The organism is Paenibacillus sp. FSL R7-0333 (genome assembly GCF_038000365.1).
Classification (GTDB): domain Bacteria; phylum Bacillota; class Bacilli; order Paenibacillales; family Paenibacillaceae; genus Paenibacillus_AQ; species Paenibacillus_AQ silagei.
Genome location: NZ_JBBOBZ010000001.1, coordinates 4,178,855 through 4,200,424, shown reverse-complemented (window position 1 = coordinate 4,200,424; position 21,570 = coordinate 4,178,855). Strand labels below are relative to the sequence as shown.

At 52.7% G+C, this 21,570-nt stretch carries 20 protein-coding genes; 13 read left to right on the top strand and 7 right to left on the bottom strand.

Annotation, left to right across the window (positions count from 1 at the left end):
- The first annotated feature begins 115 nt into the window (after nucleotides 1-115).
- Nucleotides 116-2,218, top strand: coding sequence for a thioredoxin domain-containing protein (locus tag MKY86_RS17690; RefSeq protein WP_076078566.1), 2,103 nt, complete (start codon nucleotides 116-118; stop codon nucleotides 2,216-2,218).
- Nucleotides 2,219-2,266: 48 nt separating this feature from the next.
- On the opposite strand, the gene MKY86_RS17685 is transcribed toward MKY86_RS17690, so the two are convergent.
- Nucleotides 2,267-3,064 (bottom strand): PaaX family transcriptional regulator C-terminal domain-containing protein, encoded by a 798-nt coding sequence (locus tag MKY86_RS17685; protein ID WP_340827286.1) that lies wholly within the window; start codon nucleotides 3,062-3,064, stop codon nucleotides 2,267-2,269.
- Between the two features lie 195 nt (nucleotides 3,065-3,259).
- Here MKY86_RS17685 and MKY86_RS17680 point away from each other — a divergent pair, with 195 nt between their 5' ends.
- Nucleotides 3,260-3,949 carry a metal-dependent hydrolase gene (locus MKY86_RS17680; protein WP_076078569.1) on the top strand — a complete coding sequence of 230 codons (690 nt, stop codon included), beginning with the start codon at nucleotides 3,260-3,262 and terminating at the stop codon, nucleotides 3,947-3,949.
- A gap of 101 nt (nucleotides 3,950-4,050) precedes the next feature.
- On the opposite strand, the gene MKY86_RS17675 is transcribed toward MKY86_RS17680, so the two are convergent.
- Nucleotides 4,051-4,860 (bottom strand): alpha/beta fold hydrolase, encoded by an 810-nt coding sequence (locus MKY86_RS17675; RefSeq protein ID WP_076078571.1) that lies wholly within the window; start codon nucleotides 4,858-4,860, stop codon nucleotides 4,051-4,053.
- A gap of 143 nt (nucleotides 4,861-5,003) precedes the next feature.
- On the opposite strand from MKY86_RS17675, the gene MKY86_RS17670 reads away from it, so the two are divergent.
- Nucleotides 5,004-5,873 (top strand): phosphotransferase family protein, encoded by an 870-nt coding sequence (locus tag MKY86_RS17670; RefSeq protein ID WP_076078573.1) that lies wholly within the window; start codon nucleotides 5,004-5,006, stop codon nucleotides 5,871-5,873.
- A 195-nt stretch (nucleotides 5,874-6,068) separates the two neighbouring features.
- Here the strand turns inward: MKY86_RS17670 and MKY86_RS17665 are convergent, their stop codons facing one another.
- Nucleotides 6,069-6,299, bottom strand: coding sequence for a hypothetical protein (locus MKY86_RS17665; protein ID WP_076078574.1), 231 nt, complete (start codon nucleotides 6,297-6,299; stop codon nucleotides 6,069-6,071).
- A gap of 151 nt (nucleotides 6,300-6,450) precedes the next feature.
- Between MKY86_RS17665 and MKY86_RS17660 the strand changes: the two genes are divergently transcribed.
- The 3 genes from MKY86_RS17660 (at nucleotide 6,451) to MKY86_RS17650 (ending at nucleotide 10,277) form a co-directional block, all read left to right on the top strand.
- Nucleotides 6,451-7,290, top strand: a complete 840-nt coding sequence (locus MKY86_RS17660) for a DegV family protein (protein ID WP_036733524.1) — start codon at nucleotides 6,451-6,453, stop codon at nucleotides 7,288-7,290.
- 181 nt (nucleotides 7,291-7,471) lie between these two features.
- A complete protein-coding gene (locus MKY86_RS17655) occupies nucleotides 7,472-7,840 on the top strand; it encodes a hypothetical protein (protein WP_076078576.1) in 369 nt (122 codons plus the stop codon).
- A 181-nt stretch (nucleotides 7,841-8,021) separates the two neighbouring features.
- On the top strand, nucleotides 8,022-10,277 hold the full coding sequence (locus MKY86_RS17650) for an AraC family transcriptional regulator (protein WP_076078577.1): 2,256 nt from the start codon (nucleotides 8,022-8,024) through the stop codon (nucleotides 10,275-10,277).
- 132 nt (nucleotides 10,278-10,409) lie between these two features.
- Here MKY86_RS17650 and MKY86_RS17645 read toward each other — a convergent pair whose 3' ends face one another.
- A complete protein-coding gene (locus MKY86_RS17645) occupies nucleotides 10,410-11,294 on the bottom strand; it encodes a carbohydrate ABC transporter permease (RefSeq protein WP_076078579.1) in 885 nt (294 codons plus the stop codon).
- Nucleotides 11,295-11,674: 380 nt separating this feature from the next.
- On the opposite strand from MKY86_RS17645, the gene MKY86_RS17640 reads away from it, so the two are divergent.
- The 3 genes from MKY86_RS17640 to MKY86_RS17630 are packed head-to-tail and all read left to right on the top strand — an operon-like array spanning nucleotide 11,675 to nucleotide 15,095.
- Nucleotides 11,675-12,532, top strand: a complete 858-nt coding sequence (locus MKY86_RS17640; RefSeq protein ID WP_081751444.1) for an ABC transporter permease — start codon at nucleotides 11,675-11,677, stop codon at nucleotides 12,530-12,532.
- Nucleotides 12,533-12,572: 40 nt separating this feature from the next.
- Nucleotides 12,573-14,075: an extracellular solute-binding protein gene (locus tag MKY86_RS17635; protein ID WP_076078581.1), complete on the top strand. Its 1,503-nt coding sequence runs from the start codon at nucleotides 12,573-12,575 to the stop codon at nucleotides 14,073-14,075.
- Between the two features lie 51 nt (nucleotides 14,076-14,126).
- A complete protein-coding gene (locus MKY86_RS17630; RefSeq protein ID WP_076078583.1) occupies nucleotides 14,127-15,095 on the top strand; it encodes a pectinesterase family protein in 969 nt (322 codons plus the stop codon).
- 295 nt (nucleotides 15,096-15,390) lie between these two features.
- On the opposite strand, the gene MKY86_RS17625 is transcribed toward MKY86_RS17630, so the two are convergent.
- The 3 genes from MKY86_RS17625 to MKY86_RS17615 form a co-directional block, all read right to left on the bottom strand.
- Nucleotides 15,391-15,678 carry a YxcD family protein gene (locus tag MKY86_RS17625; RefSeq protein WP_076078585.1) on the bottom strand — a complete coding sequence of 96 codons (288 nt, stop codon included), beginning with the start codon at nucleotides 15,676-15,678 and terminating at the stop codon, nucleotides 15,391-15,393.
- Nucleotides 15,678-16,112 (bottom strand): hypothetical protein, encoded by a 435-nt coding sequence (locus tag MKY86_RS17620; RefSeq protein ID WP_200869617.1) that lies wholly within the window; start codon nucleotides 16,110-16,112, stop codon nucleotides 15,678-15,680. Before MKY86_RS17620 ends, MKY86_RS17625 begins: the two co-directional genes overlap by 1 nt.
- A 165-nt stretch (nucleotides 16,113-16,277) precedes the next feature.
- Nucleotides 16,278-16,841, bottom strand: a complete 564-nt coding sequence (locus tag MKY86_RS17615; protein WP_076078586.1) for a beta-class carbonic anhydrase — start codon at nucleotides 16,839-16,841, stop codon at nucleotides 16,278-16,280.
- A gap of 231 nt (nucleotides 16,842-17,072) precedes the next feature.
- On the opposite strand from MKY86_RS17615, the gene MKY86_RS17610 reads away from it, so the two are divergent.
- The 4 genes from MKY86_RS17610 (at nucleotide 17,073) to ffh (ending at nucleotide 21,320) form a co-directional block, all read left to right on the top strand.
- Nucleotides 17,073-18,590 (top strand): carboxypeptidase M32, encoded by a 1,518-nt coding sequence (locus MKY86_RS17610; protein WP_076078588.1) that lies wholly within the window; start codon nucleotides 17,073-17,075, stop codon nucleotides 18,588-18,590.
- Between the two features lie 142 nt (nucleotides 18,591-18,732).
- Nucleotides 18,733-19,380, top strand: coding sequence for a PAQR family membrane homeostasis protein TrhA (trhA, locus tag MKY86_RS17605; protein WP_036733553.1), 648 nt, complete (start codon nucleotides 18,733-18,735; stop codon nucleotides 19,378-19,380).
- Between the two features lie 170 nt (nucleotides 19,381-19,550).
- Nucleotides 19,551-19,907 (top strand): putative DNA-binding protein, encoded by a 357-nt coding sequence (locus MKY86_RS17600; protein WP_036733556.1) that lies wholly within the window; start codon nucleotides 19,551-19,553, stop codon nucleotides 19,905-19,907.
- A 21-nt stretch (nucleotides 19,908-19,928) separates the two neighbouring features.
- Nucleotides 19,929-21,320 (top strand): signal recognition particle protein, encoded by a 1,392-nt coding sequence (gene ffh, locus MKY86_RS17595; RefSeq protein ID WP_036701200.1) that lies wholly within the window; start codon nucleotides 19,929-19,931, stop codon nucleotides 21,318-21,320.
- The last annotated feature ends 250 nt before the right edge of the window (nucleotides 21,321-21,570 follow it).

Genomic DNA, 21,570 nt, shown 5'->3' with positions numbered 1-21,570 from the left:
GGACAACTGTGGAATGTTATGATGTTCTTCCCTTGCGCTTTTCCCCCACCAACTATTTGGGTAAACTATCCCTAGACAACACTTTACCCAAATCATCCGAAATGAGGGACGCCTGGTGACGACTCATAATACACCCAATAGATTAGCAAACGAAAAATCGCCCTACCTGCTCCAACACGCCCACAACCCCGTGGACTGGTATCCATGGGGAGAAGAGGCCTTTGCCAAGGCGCAGGCGGAGAACAAGCCGATCTTCTTATCTGTCGGCTATAGTACTTGCCATTGGTGCCACGTAATGGAGCGTGAATCCTTCGAGGACGCCGAAGTCGCGGAGCTTCTCAACAATCACTACGTAGCGATCAAGGTAGACCGCGAGGAGCGGCCGGATATTGATGCGCTGTATATGTCGGTGTGTCAGGCGCTGACGGGGAGCGGGGGATGGCCGCTGACGGTGCTGCTGACGCCGGAGAAGAAGCCATTCTATGCCGGGACGTATTTTCCGAAGCGGCAGATGTTCGGGCGGATCGGGTTGATGGATGTGCTGGAGCAGATCCATACGAAGTGGGAGCAGGATGGAGCGGCGCTGGATAAGCTGGGCGACGACCTGCTGGCTGAGCTGCATACACTTGACCGCAAGAATGCGTACAACCCGGAAGCCGCAGGCGGTATTCCCGGGGCGGAGCTGCTGCATGAGGCGTATGAGCTGTATCGGCGGCAGTTCGATGAGGAGTACGGCGGGTTCGGCAATGCGCCGAAGTTCCCTTCGCCGCATAATTTGTCCTTCCTGCTGGCGTACAGCCAGCTGCATGATCAGCCGGAAGCGCTGCGGATGGTGGAGCATACGCTGGAATCAATGTATAAGGGCGGGATGTACGACCATGTGGGCTTCGGGTTCTCGCGGTATTCCACGGACCGGGAATGGCTGGTGCCGCATTTTGAGAAAATGCTCTACGATAACGCTCTCCTCGCGAATGTCTATCTGGAAGCCTTCCAGCTTACCGGGAAGCCGCTGTATGCAGAGATTGCCGAGCAGATCTTCACGTATGTGCTGCGCGATATGACTTCGCCGGAAGGCGCTTTCTACTCTGCGGAGGATGCCGATTCCGAAGGGGTGGAAGGCAAGTTCTATGTCTTCTCCCGTGAGGAGATTGAGGATGCGCTTGGGCTGGAGGATATGCATTCGTATTGCCATGTATACGGGATTACGCCGGAGGGGAATTTTGAAGGTGAAAATATTCCGAATCTGCTCCAAGGTCTGCCGGAGGAGATTGCGGAGCGCATGGGCATGAATCCGTTGGGCCTGCGGACCCGGATGGAGGAATGGCGCGAGAAGCTGTTCGAATACCGGGAGCAGCGCATTCACCCGCTTAAGGATGATAAGGTGCTGACCTCATGGAATGGCCTGATGATTGCTGCGCTGGCCATGGGAGCGAAGGCCCTCCAGAAGCCGGAATATGCCAAGGCCGCCGAACGTGCAGCTGACTTCATCTGGGACAAGCTGCGGCGTGAGGATGGACGGCTGCTGGCCCGTTACCGTGACGGGGAGTCAGCGATTCCGGCGTATGTGGATGATTATGCCTTCCTGATCTGGGGTCTCAGCGAATTATATGAAGCTACAGGTCAAGCGGTCTATCTGGAGCGGGCGCTGACGCTTAAGGATGGGATGCTGGAGCTGTTCCTAGATACCGAAGGAGGCGGGTTCTTCTTCACCGGGCATGACGGGGAGAAGCTGCCGGTCCGCTCGAAGGAATTGTATGATGGGGCGATTCCGTCCGGGAATTCGGTGGCGGCGAAGCTATTGTGGAAGCTGTCGGTTATTACCCAGGATATGGAGTTAAAAGAGATCGCGGAGCGCACCGCTGCGGTGCTTGCTTCCGCTGCTTCGGAGTATCCGCCGGGGTATGCGATGTATTTGCAGGCCCATCTGGGGATGGTCTCCGGCGGCAGAGAATGGGTCCTCTCCGGCAAAAAAGAAGATCTCGCACTGCACGCCATGCTCGCTCAGGTTCAGCAGACCTATCTGCCGGACGCAGCGCTCATCGTGAACTGGGAAGGGGACGGCGGAGAGATGCTCCGCCTGCTGCCGCATCTGGCTGACAAACCGGCCATCCGCGGCGAAGCAACGGCCTATGTCTGCCGCAACTTCGCTTGCCGGGCCCCGCTTACGAATAAGGAAGCGGTCCGGGAGCTGCTGGCTTCCGGCAGCCGTGAGGAGTAGTTCACATACGAAGAGCAGCCCGGAGTCCGGGCTGCTCTTTGCCATACCTTATTGGACGAAGGGCGCATAGGAAGAATCCGCAGGTATCGCCTGAGCGGCTCTAACCATGTATTCACTCATGTCTGAGAGGACCCGTTTGCCCGGCCAATGGTCCGGCAGCAGCTCATCCGGGAGATAGGGGTCAGCCATGAACAATCCGCTTAACTCCTCTCCCATTTGCAAATATAGCAGGAAGAGCTGTAACGGCTGCCCCGCCTGAAGGGTATCCGCCAATCGCGGAGCGAATTCTTCCTTCAGCCAGACTGATTTCTTCTGGTATAAGGCTTCGATGTCGTCCAGGTGCCAGATGGCCTGCGCTTTGAGCGGTGTAATGGTGCCTTCCTGAAATTGGCCTTGGAGGATCGACACCTTGCCTTCCAGCTCCAGCTTCTGGATCTGGGCTGCGACTTCGTCCTGATAGTTCCATGGTGAGATGTACACACTGTTATATAAAAGCCCATAACCCAGCTGCCCGAGTGCTGTGCGGAACAGATCGCGCTTCTTGCGTTCGGATTCGGGAACCTCCAGCATCACCACATCCCAGGTATGATCCCACTGCTCCTGATAACGGGCAGGCTTGCTGTTAATCGCCTTAATGTAGGCGAGGCCCTCGGCAGTGACGTTATACCAGGAGCGTGCCGGGGAAGCGATATAGCCCTCTTTTTTCAAGCGGGATAGGGCATTGCGGATATAGGTGGAGGTGTACCCCCTTTGCTCATAGATCTCGACAAACTGCTGGGCGCCCATCTGCTTCACCTTAGATAACAGAAACAGCATTGTTTTCTCAACGGACAGCAACTTCTTCACACCTCTCTTGACAGCTGGCAGGAATAGATATATCATAAAAAACAACGAACGTAATAATTTATGTTATATTCGTCAATCGCACTGCTGGATTTGGATTTAGAGCAACTTGCTGTCATTGTATCGTAAACCTTGGGTTTTTGCACGATTCATTCCTTAGTACCTATTGAAATTAATCAAGAAGAGGAGAGGATATCTATGAAAATTACCTACCACGGCCATTCCTGTGTTCAAATTGAGGTGAACGGCAAATCGCTGATCATCGACCCGTTCATTAGCGGTAATCCGGCGGCGGTGACGACTGTAGAGGAGATTAAGACCGATGCGGTGCTGCTGACGCATGCTCATATGGATCATATCCTGGACGCTCTGCCGATTGCCGAGCAGAATCAGGCGGTGGTTGTTGCCAACGTGGAACTGGCGGGTCATCTGGAGGGCCAGGGAGCGAAAAAGACCATCGGGATGAACATCGGGGGGACGGTGGACCTGGGCTTTGCCAAGGCGACGATGATTCATGCATTCCACACCTCAAGCATTACACTAAAAGACGGACAGAGTATCTATGGCGGCACACCGGCGGGCTTTATTATTGAGGCGGACGGACACACGGTACTGCATGCAGGGGATACAGGGCTGTTCGGTGACTTGAAAATGTTCGGTGAGCTGTATGACATCGACCTCGCGATCCTGCCAATCGGAGGACATTTCACCATGGGGCCGGAGCATGCGCTTATCGCGGCGAAGTGGCTGGGTGCAAGACAGGTGCTTCCGGTTCACTATAATACCTTCCCGCCGATCAAGCAGGATGCCGGGGCCTTCGTTCAGGCGCTGAAGGAGGCGGGGATCAGAGGCTCGGCACTTGCATATGGTGAGACGCTGGAGCTGTAGAGCTTCTCATTCGCACACGCACCTACGCCTGCGAATCAACACAGGACTGCCCCATGAAGCTATTTCTTCTCGGGCAGTCCTGTTCTGGCTGTGCGGAAAATCTACCCGGCGAACCCCGCCAGCTCCCGGTTGAACCGTTCCCGCTCGTCAGAGAATAAACCGTGGCCGCTGTTCTCAAAGGGAATAAGGACCGAATTCCTAATCCCTTGATGCTGCGCCTCTGCGAGCGGGAAGAAGCACACCTGATCATGAACCCCGTGCAGAATCAGCGTAGGCACCTGGATTTGGGGGAGATCATCGAACAGCTCTTCGGCCAGCCAGGCGTTGGAGACTGCGATAGTGGACCAGCTTGCCGCCTCCAGCCCTAACAGGAAGAACCAGTCCGAGAACGGCTGTGATACCGGCTGATAGAAGAAAATATCGCCGAAATCATGCAGCATCTTGGGGCGGTCCTTGTAGGTGGACTGGATAATCTGCTCTATAGCTTCTCTGGTCGTGCCATAAGGGAAGCCCGGCCGCTGAATCAGACTGGGGGCTGCCGAAGCGAATAAGGCCAGCTTGGAGACACCATATCCCTTGTGCCGGGCCATATACCGGATCGCTACAGCTCCGCCGGTAGAGTGCCCGCCGAGTGTAATATTGTGCAGTCCCAAGGCGCCGATTACACAGCGGATATCATCTGCGAGACGGTTGTAATCGTACCCGTCAAGCGGTTTGTCAGACCGGCCGAAGCCTCTCATATCCATTCCAATGCAGCGGTAACCCATGGGCACCAGCTGATTGTACTGGTATTCGAACATCTGGTGATTTGCTGGCCAGCCGTGAATGAAGAGTATTGTTTTGGTGCCAAGCGGGTTAAGATCATTCACATACACCTTCACATTCGGTTCTACTCTAATCCAATGTTCCATTTCGCATCCCTCAATTCACTGTTGATTGGTATAGTTGAAATATGTTATTCATTGGAATAGGGAAAATGCCTAGAATATGGTCTGAGGGATTCGCGGCAGCCTAATGAGCAGCAGATCGTTCTTTGGAGAGGAGAATCATAACTATGAATAAGATTCTGAGCGGTATCCGCTGGCAGGAGCAGAGTGCAGATAGTGAAGCGCTGCTGGCAAGGCTGGAAGAGGCGGTCGTTACCCCGATGAAGGGGGGACTGGAAGCGGAGGTGTGCAGAATTACACTGCCGGGTACGAAGCTTGTGCTGAAAATCTGGAACCGCGAATCCCGGCCGGACATCTCGATCCAGTATCAAGTGCTGGAGCAGCTGGTCCGGCAGGGCTGCGCGGTCTCACGGCCGTATGCCTGGGGTCTAGACGCTGAGGGTCATCAGGTGCTGTTAACCAGCTTCGATGGTATGCCTGTCAAGAAGGTAAATGCCGCCAGCCTTACAGCTATAGCGGCTAATCTGCTTGATGTACATAAGCTAGAGATCAATTCATCCAGCGGCTTGAAGGTACCGGCTTATGATTTCGCAGATTACTTCTTCCCTGCCTGGGCGGAGCAGCCGGAGATCCGAACGCTGGCGCAGGAGCTGGCGGAGCGGGGCAAGCTGACTGCCCACCAGCTGATTCATGGGGATTATCATCTAGGCAATATTCTTGAGGACTCCGGGACGTTCACTATCATCGATTGGACGAATGTTCAGCTTGGCGATCCGAGGTATGATATCGCGTGGTCTATTCTGCTCTTTAGAGTGTATTTGGCGGAGCGGAATGCCAGTCTATACCGGTCAGCCTTTGCCGCCAACAGCAGGTATAGCCCGGCAGAGCTGGAGCTGTTCGAGGCATTGGCTGCCCTACGCTGGCTTCAACTGCACCGGACTACGGGTGTCCCGATTCAGCGGAACACGCTGAAGGCGATCCGGGCGCTAATACGGGAGAACCGGTATATGCCGGATAGTCTGTCTGAATCCTTGTAGCGGGATACCCCGCTTGGATATTACCAGTCCTAACAAGCTCACCGTTCTCCGACCGACTAGTGCAAGCAGAAACGGCTACGCCATCCTCTTAAGGACGGCGTAGCCGTTTGTGTCTCCATGATAACAAAGGTTGCGGGAAGCCCGCTAGCTGGGAGAAATGTGCTCCCATGGAATGCGAAGCATGCAGCGGTTAAGCTACTTCTTATTTCGTTCCGGGTTCTGCGGCTTCACGCGGGCGGGCCGGGTGACCCAGTTGCTGCGGTTCATCGGCTTGACGGTATCAATCCGCTCGTTAATTACCTCGGCGCTGTGGTCCTCTAGCGCTGCGGTCTCTGCAGCAACCTCGGATTCTGCGGCAGCCGGTGCTTTCTTGGACAGGCCAGCACCGTTATGCTTGCCGCGGTTCCATACTCTATTCTTGCTCATCCTGGTACACTCCATTTCTGTTCCCTTATGCTTAAACCATATCACAAGTAACAATTAGCACAAAACATTGTTTTTGACAAGTTATAAAATGTACTATTGATTTCCTTAAAGGGTGTCTATAATAGTATAGAATTGAAAGGAGAGCATTCTGATGCCCATCAAGATAATTACGGATAGCGGTTCGGATCTACCCCCTGAATACACGAAGCAGTATGACATCTCCATTGTTCATTTGCCGGTCCATTTCGGCCATGAGCTGATGCCGGATGATATGAATGCGAAGGATTTCTATGACAAAATGCATGAATCGAAGGAGTTGCCGACGACTGCAAGCCCGAGTCCGCAGACCTTCCTGGACAGCTTCAAGCAAGTGGAAGCAGGCACTGACATTCTGGTCATCTGCATGTCCTCTAATATTAGCAGTACTTATCAGACCGCAATGATTGCCAAGGAGATGTACGAGGAAGAAGGACATCCGAATGCGATTGAAATTATAGATTCCAAGCTGTTCTCCGGCGGCTTGACCCTGATTGTCGCCATGGCGGCCAAATGGTCACTCACCGCAGCAAGTCTGGCTGAACTGAAGGACAGAGTGCTGAAGAAGGTCGAAGAGACGACGGCATACTTCACGCTGGACACCCTGGAGAATGTGATCAAGGGCGGACGGCTGAGCCGGATCTCCGGCGCGGTGGCTTCCGTGCTGAATATCAAGCTGCTGCTGAAAATCAGTGACGAGGGTATCGTTGAAGTCGTCGAGAAGACGCGCGGACTACCTAAGGCGCTGACCCATCTGCTGGCCAAGCTGGACCAGAAGCAGCATGATTATGAGCAGGCGGTAATCGCGATTGTGCATAGCAATTGTGAGACGCTGGCGCTGGAGATCAAGCGGCGTATTCTGGAGAAGCACCCCTTCAAGGAGGTTCTGCTGTCCACGATGGGACCCGTGATGGGAACCTATGCCGGCCAGGGCGGAATCGGAGTGGCTTTTTAAGTGTTCTGAACGCACAGCAATTGTAGAGTATTGATCACTAAGCCGTATACCGGACTTTCCGGTATACGGCTGTTTGGTCTGCGTATGCGGATCGGATGAGCGCCGGGGAGCAGGCTAGGCACACTGGGCTGGGCAGGTGCATAGTATGAAGCAAATCCAATTACACGGAGGTCATACACCTATGTCGACAACTTCTTCCGGCACGCAGACGCCGGTGATCTATCAGGCAGACCCGGCGGTGGTCCAGCATCTGAACGGGGTCCGCGATTCCCTTCACCAGTCCTGTAAGCCGTATCTGAATCACCAAGTGCAGGTGCAGACCCTTGACGGTCAGATGCATGAGGGCAAGCTTGCCGGTATGGACAGTAAGAATATGTACCTGGTTGTAACCATAGCCACAGATATGAGCCGCGGATATTACAATCCTTATTACAAGCCCTATCCAGGTCCGGGATATCCGGGCCCGGGCTACCCATATCCCGGTACGGTGAACAGTAATGTAATTATGCCGCTGGTCTTGTTCGAGCTGCTGACGATTTCTTTGCTCTAAGCAAGGCTCATAGCCCCAGGATGTGAACAGACCGGATCAGCCTATCGCTGGTCCGGTTTTTCGCTGCGCGCCTGGTATTAACCGGGCAGTCTGCAAATTGCACACGTGAAAATAATCATGGAACCGCATTCATGAAAGCGCTATAATTTAGTAGAGTCTATCAAATCAAAGGGGAAACACAATGAGCAAAGGAAGAATGTTCTACGGCATCTTTATACCTATATTAATTCTTGGCGTGGGACTGGTGGTCGGCTTCGGAAGCTATATCTACATCAGTACCATCGATTCAGTGGTCGAGCGGTTCTCCAGCAGCAAGCAGAGCTATATCGAGCAGATCAAGAACAATCTGGAGCACAAAATCCAAACGATAGAATACGCATTCAATACCTATAGCACCACCAGCTCTTTTCAGGAGGTTGTGACCCATCCAATTACCGAGCAGGACTTCATCGCCTACCGGAATGTGAACTCGCAGCTGAATTATATCGCCTCCATGGCGGCTGAAGGGACGGAATATTCGCTGATCAGTCTGGTGCAGAACTGGCAGATCCTGAATGAGAAGCTCAGCAATCTAAGTGCCGGGGAGGTCCAGCAGCTCCGGGAGCAGTATATTGAGAATCAGGAGCAAAGCCTCTTCTGGATGAAGACGGACAAAGGCATCCGGTTCGTGAATACACTGCCGGTGTTCTCCACTAAGAAGCAGGCGATTGCTTTATCCGACATTTCATTACATACCCTGAATGCCACGATAAGCAGCGGGGAAGACGCAGCCGTCTACATTTTGAACAAGCATGGTGAACTGATGTATGAATCTGATCCTGGTAATGTGCTGTTAGCCCCGGAGCAGTTCGGCCAGCTTGCCGGGACAATCAATTCCATGGAGGACAAGGGGACGGTCCAGCAGAAGTTCTCCGGCCGTGACGGTCAGAAGCTAATCTATGCCAAGTCCTCGTATAATAACTGGATCTATCTGACCGTGCTGGATCAGGCGGAGATTACCCGCTCGCTGGAGATGACCAAGTTCGGGATCTCCGCGATGGGGCTGCTGTTGATTCTCCTGATCTGGGTGGTGGCTTATATGATCTCCCAATATTTCACCAAGCCGATTGAGCAGCTTAAGCGCAGTCTGCCCGTTATTCCGCAGGTGAACTCCAGGAATGAGCTGGAATATATCCGGCATTCCATTGATACGATTATCTCGGAGAAGGCTTCGCTTGAGAGTCTGATCGAATCGGAAATGCCCCGGCTGGAGACGCAGCTGATCCTTAATCTGTTCCGCAGCCGCGTCTCGGCCGAGGAGCTGGAGCAGAGTCTGCTCCGGTTCGGGTATAACCTGTCAGAGAAGCACCGTTATGCGGCGATGCTGATTCAGCTGGACAGTCTGGGCGGCCGGGAGGCCTCGGACAAGGATGTCCTGCTGCTTGCCGTCAATAAGATGGTGGAGGAACTTATCCCGGCACAGCAGCGGTTACAGCCTATTATCCTGAACGATGATACCCAGGCTACGATCCTGACCTTCGCCGGGTACAGCGATGCCGGTATGAATAAGGAAGTGACGGAATATGCGGCAGCTCTGCTGAAGGCGGTACGCGATTATCTGAAGGTGTCAATTAGCATCGGCATCAGCAACTTTTACAGCAATCTGTTAGAGAGTAAGGAAGCCGGGGAGATGAGCAAGCAGGCACTGCATCAGCGGCTGAACCTGGGTAAGGAATCGATTATCTTCTATGAGGACATCTCCATGGTCGTCTCCGGTCCGGTGTCGCTGCATTATCCGGCAGAGCTGGAGACGCAATTGTTCAATGCCATCCGGTTGGGGGACAAGGAGCAGGTTACAGCTGCGCTCTATCCGTTCCTGGCGGAGCTGATGGGCAAGAACAAGAGCACCCTGAAATTCGAGGTCATGCTGGTGCGGCTCGTGAATAATCTGATCCAGCTGGAGCAGCATCTGGGGGTTAGCGTCCTGTTGACCCAGGATAACAATAAGCTGTATCACCGCCTGCTGGACATCCGTAATCCCGAAGAGATGGAGCGGATGCTGGTGCAGGAGGTTATTTACCCCATGATGTACAGCATGAAGGACAAGACCAGCAAGCAGTTCCGCTGTCTCTCGGATAAGATCACCGACATTGTGCATGCGGAATATGACCGTGAGCTTACGCTGGAGGGGATCGGCGAGCGGCTTCATTACAATCCGAATTACCTAAGCAGCATCTTCAAAAAAGAGTACGGCACCGCCTTCAGCGAATACCTCATGAACTACCGCCTGGAGATGGCCAAACGGTGGCTGACGGAGACGGATATGACGATCAAGGAGATTGCCGAGCGGCTGCAGTACCATAATCCGCAGAATTTCATCCGCTCCTTCCGCAAGAAGGAGCAGGTTACGCCTGGCGCTTACCGGAAGCTGAAGCAGGGGGAGCAGCAGATATTTTAGCAGGAATAGGGGCTTGGTTCAGGAGAGAGCCTGGATCAGGGGGTCATGCAGAAACGGTACCGTCCTTGCTTCAAGGCGGTACCGTTTCTGTATATGCTCTAACCATTTGGATGGACGCTGAACGGCGGGCCGTCAGCCTTTGACTGCTCCGAGCAGGGCGCCCTTGGTGAAATGCTTCTGTACAAAAGGATAAGCGGCCAGCATCGGCACAGTGGCGATGACAATGACCGCCATTTTGATCGTCTGGGCTGGCGGCACAATATCTACCGAGGTTCCCTCGGCCTGCATCCCGCTGGACACAATAACGATCTGGCGCAGCAGCACCTGGATCGGCCATTTGGCCGAATCATTCATATAGAGGATCGCGTTCATGTACGTATTCCAGTAAGCAACCGCATAGAACAGGGAGATGGTGGCGATGGAAGGCAGGGCCAGCGGCAGCATGATCCGCATGAAGATTCCGAAGTCATTGCTTCCGTCGATCTTGGCGGACTCCTCCAGACTGTCAGGCAGCGCCTGGAAGAAGTTGCGCATGATAATCATGTTGAAGGCATTGACGGCAACCGGGAAGATCAGGGACCCGTACGAGTTGATCAGGCCGACGCTTTTGACGACCAGGAAGGTGGGGATCATTCCGCCGCTGAACAGCATGGAGAAGACGACGATGAAATTAATGGTATTGCGGGCAGGCAGGTATCGCCTGGACAAGCCGTAGGCCATCAGCGCGGTAAGCAGCATACTGACTACGGTTCCTGCAACGGTGACACCCACGGATACCCCGAGTCCCCGGAAGATGGTAGGCGTTGAGAGAATGTAGCGGTACGCATCCAGGGAGAAGGTAGTAGGGAATAAGATGAACCGCTTGGCCATGACCTCCTGGGTGGTAGCGAAGGAGCTGGCGATGATATTGATGAAGGGCAATAAGCAGACAAGCGCAATCAGAACGAGTATGGCTGTATTAACGAAGGTGAAGATCCTTCCGCCGACCGATTCTTTTCTACGTGAGCTAGGGTTCATTCTGTGATCCTCCTCGGTTTTCAGTACCTCTTCACTGTAACAAGGAGCAGAAATTACGTATATAATCCGGGCATGAGGTGTTCGCAGACTTGCCTTGTGCAGCCCCGTCTCCGGAGATAATCATTAGCCTAGGCAGGTAATCCTCAGAGGAGATCTGATCGTCCTTAACCCCGCAGCCACGCGGGTTCTGTAAACGCTATCACATAATGATTATATACGTAATGTAAGAAATTTCTTACGCTGAGACCGTAACAGGAACGAGCAAAGGAGGCTGACATGTGAAAGCAACAAGCATCACCGCAACACCAAATCTGACTATTGAAAAGGGGAAAGGCTCACGCGCTCTTACGGCTCTGAACAAATACAAGCTGCTGTATCTGATGATCCTGCCCGGGCTGCTGTATTTCATCATCTTCAAATATCTACCCATGGGCGGGCTGATCATTGCATTCCAGAATTATCAGCCGTTCCAGGGGATTACCGGGAGTGAGTGGGTCGGCCTGAAGCATTTCATCCGATTATTTACGGAGCCTACGTTCATGCAGCTGCTGCGTAACACCCTGATTCTGTTTGCCATGAACATTGTGATCTTCTTTCCGCTGCCGATTATTGTAGCCTTGATGCTGAACGAGCTGAAGGGACGCTATCTCAAGAACTGGATTCAGACGATTATCTACATCCCGCACTTCATGTCCTGGGTCATTATTGTCTCTATTACGTATGTGTTCCTGACGGTGGATGGCGGGGTCATCAATGAGCTGATCGCCAGTCTCGGCGGCAACAAAATCAGCTTCCTGACCTCCTCCGAGTGGCTGCGGACGATCTATATCCTGCAGATTATCTGGAAGGAGCTGGGGTGGTCGACCATTATCTATCTGGCAGCTATTACTGTAGTGGACCCGCAGCTCTATGAAGCCTCTGAAATGGACGGGGCCAGCCGTCTGCGCAAGACCTGGCATGTTACACTGCCGGCGATCCGTCCCGTGATTATTACGCTACTGATTCTCAAAATCGGCAGCACGCTGGATCTCGGCTTCGAACATATGTATCTGCTGCTGAATTCGCTGAACCGCAGTGTCGCCGAGATTTTCGATACCTATATCTATACAGCGGGCCTCAAGAACGGGCAATTAAGCTTCAGCACCACGATAGGCTTGTTCAAGGGCGTTGTCGGGTTAATTCTCGTGATGCTCTCCAACAAGCTGGCCAAGAAGATGGGCGAAGACGGCGTGTATTAAGGCTAAGGCTAACTATTTCATCTACCAAAGGAGAAGTGTTATGAACAAAAGATGGGTCACGCTAATTGCAATCGCTACAATGGCTTCCACTATACTCTCGGCTTGCGGCGGAGACAAGGAAGAGAAGAAGACTGCCGCTGCAGAGGATCCGAACTCGACACTTGAATTAACCTGGCTGAATATTTTGCACACCGCTTCGCCGCCGACCGATACGATAAAATCGCTGCTTGAGGAATATACCAACAGCAAAATCACCTTCAACTGGGTACCCGATGCTTCCAAGGAAGAGCGGATCACTACGGCGCTGGCCTCCGGGGAGCTTGCAGACATTGTTACCCTGACCATGATGACCAATTCATCGGTTAGAAGCTCACTGAAATCAGGGCTATTCTGGGATGTGGGCCCTTATCTCTCAGAGTTCAGTAATCTGGCGAAGATTGCTCCTGAGCTGAAGGAAGCGGCTTCGATTGAAGGCGTACTGTACGGCGTTCCTTTCCAGAAGAATCTGGCGCGTTCCGGCCTGATTTTCCGCAAGGACTGGCTGGATAAGCTGGGTCTGCCGGTTCCGAAGACGCTGGATGAGGTGTATGAAGTGGCCAGAGCCTTCACAGAGGATGACCCGGACGGCAACGGTGTGAAGGACACGACAGGCTTTGGAGACAGATCGGAGCTGAAATACAGCAGCTTCAAAACGCTAAGCTCCTATTTCGGCACGGCCAATGGCTGGAAGGTGGACGATAGCGGCAAATTCATCCCTGAATTCGATACACCGGAATATATGGACACGATGAATTACTCCAAAAAGCTCTACGAGAACGGATACCTGGCGCAGGATTTCGCAGTTACGGCCAAAACGGACCAGCAGCAGCAATTCGCGCAGGGGAAGACCGGGATCTATACCGGGATGGTGGACATCTCCAGTCTGAGAACACTGGCGCAGGATCTGCAGCCGGGCATGGAGCTGGTGCCGGTGAACAAGATCTCGAATGGGGATGGACAGTATCATATCTGGTCCGAGGGCAGCGGGATCGGCGGATTGATGGCTTTTCCTAAATCAGAGGTGAAGACCGTAGCCGAGCTCAAGCGGCTGCTGAAGTTCGTCAACGACCTGATCGATGAGAAGGCGTTCATGCTGATGACCGGCGGAATCGAAGGCACCCACTATGAATATGATGAGAACGGCGCCTTCAAGATTCTGAACACCGAGCTGTGGCAGGCGGATGTGCAGCCCTTCAGCTCCAGCAGACCTAGTGAGATTGCCTATACGCTTAAGGACGCGAACCCTGAGAAGCAGCTGGCCAATGAGCTGATCCGCGAGAATGATAAGTTCGCTGTGCTTGACCCCACCGTTCCGCTGGATTCGGCAACCAATAATGAGCAGGGAACGGAATTGCAAAAGATCATCACAGATGCTACCTTCAAATATATCATGGGCCAATCGGATGAGGCGGCCTTCAAGAAAGCTGTACAGACCTGGAAGGATTCCGGCGGAACCAAGATCACGGAAGAATATGAAGCTGCATACAAATTGACACAGAAGTAAGTAAACAGGCTTTAAGCGAAGGCTAGAGTCTGAGAGGGGATGGGAAAAGGGATGCTGGTGGGCAAGGAGGGCTTTTGCGATTACTCTACCATTCAGGCGGCAGTCGATGCCCTGGAACGGCTGGACCCGGACACAGAGGCAACACTCTACATTATGCCGGGAGTGTATAAGGAGGAGGTGCGGGTCTACCGCTCCTGTCTGCATATCATTGGCACCGGACAAGTAGAGATCACGATGAACCGCTATGCCCGGGAGCTGGATGAGCAGGGGGAAGAGATCGGGACCTTTGCGACCCCCACCCTGTTCCTTGGCGGCAGGAAGCTGGTCTTGGAGAATCTGACCGTCTCCAATACAGCGGGGCAAGGCAGCGAGGTAGGGCAGGCTGTGGCGGTGTATGCCCATTGTGATGAGACGGTATTCCGAAATTGTACGTTCAAAGGCCATCAGGACACGCTGTTCACCGGTCCGCTGCCGCCAGCCCCCAGAGAGCGCCTGCTGTTCGGCGGCGTTCCGCTGCGGGAGCATCATGCGCAGTACCGCCAGTTGTACCAGCACTGTTACATTGAGGGAACGGTGGATTATATATTTGGCGGAGCAACGGCTTATTTCGAGCATTGCACGCTGCACAGTCTGCGGAGTAGCGGAGGCCATGCAGGCTACATCACGGCTGCCTCCACTCCTGAGGGGCAGGCTTACGGCTACGTGTTCAATCAATGTTATCTGAGTGCAGAGCCGGGAACAGCGCCGGTATTCCTGGGCCGCCCATGGCGGGAGCATGCCAAGACTGCCTTTCTAGATTGCCGGATGGGCCACCATATCCACCCCCAGGGGTGGGCTCATTGGGGCGAGCCTGGGGGGGAGCAGACGGTCAGGTATGAGGAGTACACTTCTGAAGGAACAGCGGCGATTCTGCGGCAGCAGCGCGTGTCTTGGGCTGAGCTGCATGGAAGCGGCGCAGCGCGGGTCAGCAGGGAGGATGTACTGGGCGGGTTCCTGACGTCAGGAGGAGAAGTTATATAGATTGAACTTGAAAACTTAAATTAAGGGAAAAGTGGCGGAGGGGAATTTTGGAACTGGAGGAGCGGAAGCGACCGCCTTTGTATGCGGATTTCAACCGTTAAAAATGGGATAAATCAAGAAATCTGCATACAACTGCGGCCGGAAGTCCAAAACTTCTCTGGAGTCACGGCTAATCCCAAAACATAAAAAAGTCTTAGTTCAATTGTTATATCTTGTGATCATCATGGATGGACAATAAAAGGGATGACCCCGCTACCCGGGGCCATCCCTTTATTCGAATCATGTCTTGCAACGCTTACGAGTTCACAACCGCTGTAATTTCTTCGTCTAGCTCCAGCCGTACATCCTCACGATAAGCACGAATGCCGTATTCGCTGTGTACGTAGCGAAGAATGGACTCAATCATGTTGGACTCCACCAGGTACTGGCTTCTTCCCTGTATCCAGACCTCTGCGGTGTAGCCGGTGTCCTCGTCCCAGCTGAGTTCCACCTGGACTTCCTCCACCCGTACGGCTTTGCGTTCCGCCATATGCAGGCAGATCGCATTGATAATCTCGTCCATGCTGAGAACGGTAACACCCATTAGTAGCGTCCGTCCCTTTCTTCCAGCCGGCGTCGTTCCTGTCTGCGCTTGAAGAAGGACATAATCAGCGTAATCACGAAGTAGATGGCCAGCATGTTAATCAGGAATCCGATGATATTTCCAAAAGCGCCCATTCCGGCGAACATTCCGCCGAAGAGGAAGCCGGCGATCCCGCCGATCATCAGGCCTTTCATCAGGCTGCCGCCGCTGAAGAAGCCGCGGTTCGCATTCGCTGCAGTTCCGTTGGTGTTGCTTTTAGTGCTATCGCTTTTTTTCACATTATCGGTGGTCGATTTCTTCGGGGTCGTTGTGAATCCCCGGCTTCCTGATTTAAAGCCCCCGCCGCGGCGGGCATCTGCGAAGTCAGGAACAGTGACAGCGAAGAACAGTGTGAAGGCCATGACGATCATCATTACACGTTTCATTGGTTTCATTGAGTACGAGAACCTCCTAGAAGTATTGGTAACACCCAGTTTACCTGGCTGTTGCCCGGTAATACGCAGAGCGGAGGCTAAGGTTTCAAATTTTAATAAATAAGAATTTACACAAAAAAAGCGCGGGTCCGGGACCCGCGCAAACAGCAGTATCAGAGAGTTGCCTTAGTCCGCGTATCCGTTCGAGACAAGCTCAAGCGCTCCGGTAGCCGGATCGATGATCATGCCGTGAATAGGTACGTTTGGGGGGAGTAAGGGATGGCGCTTAATCAGCTCCACAGTCTGAATTACCCCTTCCTCTACGTTGTCAAACCCGCGCAGCCATTTGGTCAGCTTAATCCCTGAATTCTCCAGGGTACTGAGTACTTCCTCGGACACGCCGCGTTCCTTGATGGAGTTAATCATATGGTCAGCATTCAGGGAAGCCATGCCGCATTCATAATGGCCGACGACAATCACTTCGTCCGCGTCCAGTTCGTATAGCGCAACCATTACGCTGCGCATGACGCTCCCGAACGGCTGGGAGATGATGGCTCCGGCATTTTTGATGATTTTGACATCACCGTTCTTGAAATTCATTGCTTTGGGCAGAAGCTCAACAAGCCGTGTGTCCATACAGGTGATGATCAGCATTTTTTTATCCGGGAAGCGGCTGGTCAGATAGCTCTCATATGCTTTTTCCTCTACAAAATGCTTGTTGAACTCTAAAATGTCTGTAACCTGACTCATAAGCCATGTGCCTCCTTAAGATTAAACTGTAATCCATTGTACTGCGTCTTGCCGCGAACATAAAGGGCTTCCTGCAATCAAATATTGCAAAATCTAAGCGGAGTCTGTCTCCGCGCCTGTGAGCTGTTAACTACTTCAAATTTGAAGAGATACAGCCCGAATTTGATTATAACTATTTAAAAAAGTATCATCAATAGGAGTAGATAAAAAAACAAGGCAGGTGCTCAAAACATGGAAAAGCAGATCCAGGAAGAATGGGATAAATTCAGTGAGCTATTATCTAAAATCAAAGGCTATTATGAAGCAATTGGACTTCTGGGCTGGGATCTGCGTACAGGCGCGCCCCGCAAAGGTGTAGAGATCCGTTCCGCCACGCTGGGTATGCTGAGTGCAGAAGCATTCAGACTCCAGGTATCGGAGGAGGTCGGAGCGTTCACAGCATATTTCAGCCGCCCGGAAGTAGCGGAGCAGCTGGACAGCAATCAGAATAAGATTGTGAAGGATACCCGCAAGGAGTACCAGCGCAGCAAAAGCATTCCCTCCAAGACCTTCGAGGAATATTCGGTGCTCACCGCCCATGCGCAGACGATCTGGGAAGAGGCTAAGGATGATAATGATTTCGCCTCCTTCGAGCCTTATCTGACCAAGATTGTGGCCTTCAAACAAGAGTTCATTGATTATTGGGGTGTGCAAGGCTCGCGTTATGACACTTTGCTGGATATGTACGAGCCGGATTTGACCGTTGAGAAGGTGGATGCGATCTTCACCCGTCTGCGCAGCCGTCTTGTGCCGCTGGCCGAAGCGATCAATGCTTCGCCGAACAAGCCGGACACCGAATTCCTGAGCCAGATCTTCCCTAAGGAGCAGCAGGAGAAATTCGGCCTCTTCTTACTCGAACAGATGGGCTATGATTTCGAGGCAGGACGTCTGGATGAGAGTGTACATCCGTTCGCTACAGGGCTGAACCCCGGCGATGTCCGCATAACCACGAACTATCTGCTGGACAATGTGACCAGCTCCATCTTCAGCTCGCTGCATGAGGGCGGACATGCCCTGTACGAGCAGAATTTCGGTGAAGAGCTGATCGGTACACCCCTGGCACAGGGCGCATCCATGGGAATTCATGAATCCCAGTCCAGACTGTGGGAGAATATGATCGGCCGCAGCCGGGCCTTCTGGCAGCGTTACTACGGCGATCTGCAGCAGCATTTCCCGGAGCAGCTTGCGAACGTGGAGATGGAAGACTTTTACCGGGCGATCAATAGTGTAGGCAATTCCTTCATCCGGATTGAAGCCGATGAGCTGACGTATAACCTGCATATTATTGTGCGCTATGAGATTGAGAAGCTGATTTTCAATGAAGGGCTTGAAGTCAAGGATCTGCCTGAGACCTGGAATGCGAAGTATCAGGAATACTTAGGGATTACACCGCCTACGGATGCACTTGGCGTACTGCAGGACGTTCATTGGTCCGGAGGAGACTTCGGCTATTTCGCTTCCTATTCTCTGGGTAACATGTATGCGGCCCAAATGCTGAACACCCTGCGTAAGGAACTGCCAGAATTCGAAGAGCTGATTGCCACTGGCAACCTGCTGCCGATCAAAGAATGGCTTACTGACAAGGTATACCGCTACGGCCAGAGCCTGACCCCTTCGCAGATTATCGAGCAAGTCACAGGCGAACCGCTGAATCCCGATTATCTGGCGGATTATCTGGAAGCGAAGTATACCGAGCTCTACAAGCTATAAGACTTGAATTGCTGCAAAAGCAAATGATGACTTCTTAAGCGATTGAATGTTGCTGCAGCCTGCCCTGAGGCGTCCGTAAGCTGGAAGGACTTCGGAGAAATGGCTATAATAGAAGGAAACCGCAAACGGAAGGAATCGTGGTATGGCAAATACTCACACTTACAGCCGCAAGGAAGAAGTAGCAAATGCGGTTACACACGGGATCGGCGCTCTATTAAGTATTGCTGCGCTGGTTCTGCTGATCGTATATGCTGTTCAGAACGGCACAGCCTGGCATGTAGTCAGTTTCTCCATTTACGGCGCTACTATGCTGATCCTGTATTTTAATTCAACGATGGTGCATAGTCTCAGAGACGGCAAGGCGAAGGACTTCTTTGAATTCCTTGACCACGCTTCGATCTACTTATTCATTGCCGGAACTTACACCCCGTTTATGCTGGTGGCGATCCGCGGACCGCTGGGCTGGACGTTATTCGGTATCGCTTGGGGAGTGGCGGTATTCGGTGTTTTCTTTAAGGCTTTTTTCGTCAAAAAATTCCTGTTCATGTCCACCGTCTTCTACATTGCGATGGGCTGGATGATCGTAATCGCCTGGAGCCCTCTGTCCCAGGCCGTCGCCAGCGGCGGGATGACTCTGCTGATGATTGGCGGACTGCTGTACACTCTGGGCACCGTGTTTTATGTATGGCGCGGCTTCCCGTACCATCATGCGATCTGGCATTTATTCGTGCTTGCCGGAACCGTTTTGCACTTCTTCGTTGTATTGTTATACATTCTCCCTATTCATTAATGCGGGAGGCATAGTGCCGTACTGGTGCAGGATTTCAGGGTGGGAATGCCGGTTTTGGGCAAAGAAAAAGATGACAAGTAAAAAGACTTGACATCTTTCTTTGTTTTCGGTATCATAAGGGACGTTGTGAAGCTGTAAAGTGTTTTTCCTTGACGAAGGGAGTGCCCTTGATGAGTCAGGAGAATAGGCTCGAGAAAACCAACCGGATCAACCTGTTATTTGCTTTCTATGAACGGCTGCTTACTGACAAGCAACAGACGTTTCTCAAATATTATTTCCATGATGATTTCTCCCTGGGGGAGATCGCAGCGGAATTTGAAATTAGCCGCCAGGCTGTGTACGAGCATATCAAGCGGGCGGAGCAAGTGCTTGAGAATTATGAAGAGAAGCTTGGACTCCTGTCCAAGCATGAAGACCGCAATAAGTACTTAGAAGAACTGCGCAGATTCCCTGACAGTGGAATGCTGCCGGAGCAATATAAGCAGCAATTCATGGAAATCATGGACCGGCTGCAGAGGTTAGAGTAGGAAGAAGGGAGCGAGCCGCCTATGGCATTTGAAGGATTAACCGGAAGATTGCAGAATGTGTTCAGCAAACTGCGCGGCAAAGGGAAAGTATCCGAAGATGACGTAAACGAAGCGATGCGTGAAGTGCGGCTGGCCCTTCTGGAAGCCGATGTTAACTTCAAGGTCGTCAAGGACTTCGTGTCCAAGGTGAAAGAGAAGTCTGTTGGTACGGAAGTGATGGACAGCTTCACGCCAGGCATGGTCATCATCGATATTGTTAACAAGGAACTGACGGAGCTGATGGGCGGAAGCCAGGCGAAGCTGGCTAAGTCGAACAAGCCGCCGACGGTCATCATGATGACGGGTCTGCAGGGCGCAGGGAAGACGACCACTTCCGGTAAGCTGGCGAAGCTGCTGCAGAAGGGCAACCACCGCCCGCTGCTCGTAGCCGCCGACATCTACCGTCCGGCTGCGATCAAGCAATTGCAGGTGCTCGGAGAACAGATTAAGGTTCCTGTCTTCTCGCTGGGTGATCAGACGAGTCCGGTAGAGATTGCCAGACAAGGTGTTCAGCATGCGAAGGACAATAACCTGGATTATGTGATTATTGATACGGCAGGCCGCCTGCATATTGATGAAGAGCTGATGGAAGAGCTGAAGCAGATCCATAACGTTGTAACTCCGGATGAAGTGCTCCTGGTAGTCGATGCGATGACCGGTCAGGATGCTGTGAATGTGGCGGACAGCTTCAACAAGCAGCTGGAGCTTACCGGCGTAGTGCTTACGAAGCTTGACGGCGACACCCGTGGTGGTGCTGCATTATCCGTCAAGGCGGTTACCGGCTGTCCGATCAAATTCGCCGCTCTCGGCGAGAAGATCGATGCGCTGGAGCCGTTCCATCCGGAGCGGATGGCTTCGCGGATCCTCGGCATGGGCGACATGCTGTCGCTGATCGAGAAGGCTCAGGCCAACATCGATACCGAGAAGGCCAAGGAAATGGAACGTAAGATGCGTAACGCAGAGTTCACGTTCGATGATTTCCTGGAGCAGATGGATCAAGTGAAGAAGCTTGGACCGATCGACCAGATTCTGGATATGCTGCCTGGCATGAATAAGGCCAAAGGCATGAAGGACCTGAAGGTTGACGATAAGCAGATGGGCCGCGTTGAAGCCATTGTTCATTCCATGACCAAGGCCGAGAAAGCCCAGCCTGAGATTATCAACCATAACCGCCGCAAGCGTATTGCAGCAGGCAGCGGTACCAACGTCGCTGAGGTGAACCGGCTCATCAAGCAATTCGATGAAATGCGCAAGATGATGAAGCAGTTCTCCGGTATGATGGGCGGCGGAGGCGGTAAGGGCGGCAAGAAGAACGCCATGAAGCAGCTCAAGGGCCTTGCCGGTAAAGGCGGAATGAAGTTCCCGTTCCGTTGACCTTAATCTTTTGACCTGGATTTTAGTCTTTCCCATAGATCTGATATAGTACAACATCAGAAGATCGAGTAATCTTTTGACCTTAATCTTTTGATCTTGATCTTAATGTTTAAATCTCTTCCCCTCGTTACCAGGGAACGCCGCCAGTCAAGCGTATCCCGCAGGGAGGAAAAGCGGTCTCCGCTCGAACTCATTCCAAGTCCCGCCAGTCTGAACGCCTACGCTAGTTGCACTTAGCGGGTGTCCAGAG